Below are 642 nucleotides of genomic sequence, written 5' to 3' on the forward strand. Positions count from 1 at the left end.
CCAGCCTATGCAGCCGGGCTGCGGGCTTGGCTCGATGCCGAGGGTGCAATGGACGAACTGGCCATCCTCAATCGACAGATCGCTCTCAGCGTTCGATTCCACCCCTAGGCCAGCTCCGGCGGTGTTGCTGGCTCTTGTCCTTCGCCTTAGCGTTCTCCTGCTGGAGTTTTGAGGCGACTTGAAGCACTTCGGCCATCTGAGCCTTGGATAGCCCTTTGAAGGGCTCCTGTAGCGCCTCTAGCCGCTTCCTGAGACTGTTTGCCGTGTCCTGCATCTCTTTCGCTCTACGTCGCTCCTGAAGCGCTGTAGAGGCCCTGGCGATGGTCCCGGCATAACGTTCATTGATGCGTTTGGTCAGCCGTTCAGCTACCGCCTCTGGTGTCTCAACATCGCTGGAAAACAGCCCTTTGCGTAGTACCCGCGGCTCCACGGCTTTCGGAGTGATGGCCACCAGGGGCTGCACTCCACGTTCTACAGCGGCGTAGTGCTGCTGGATCGTCTGATGGGTGGCCTTGCTGCCCTCGATCCCCCGCTCAAGCCCCAGATCAACCACACAGGCGGCATAAGTGGTCTGGTCGGCGCGCATCTTGTCCCGGCTGCCGATGAACTCCTTGGCGCCCAGGCGTTTGTCCTGGGTCAGTG

The 642-nt window shown here is 60.7% G+C and carries 1 pseudogene; it reads right to left on the reverse strand.

The annotated features are described in order from the left end of the window. Positions 1–85: 85 nt before the first annotated feature. A pseudogene (locus HBR94_RS28385) lies at positions 86–642 on the reverse strand (plasmid recombination protein); the annotation flags it as partial.

This window comes from Pseudomonas sp. WS 5412 (assembly GCF_012985615.1).
Classification (GTDB): Bacteria; Pseudomonadota; Gammaproteobacteria; order Pseudomonadales; family Pseudomonadaceae; genus Aquipseudomonas; species Aquipseudomonas shahriarae.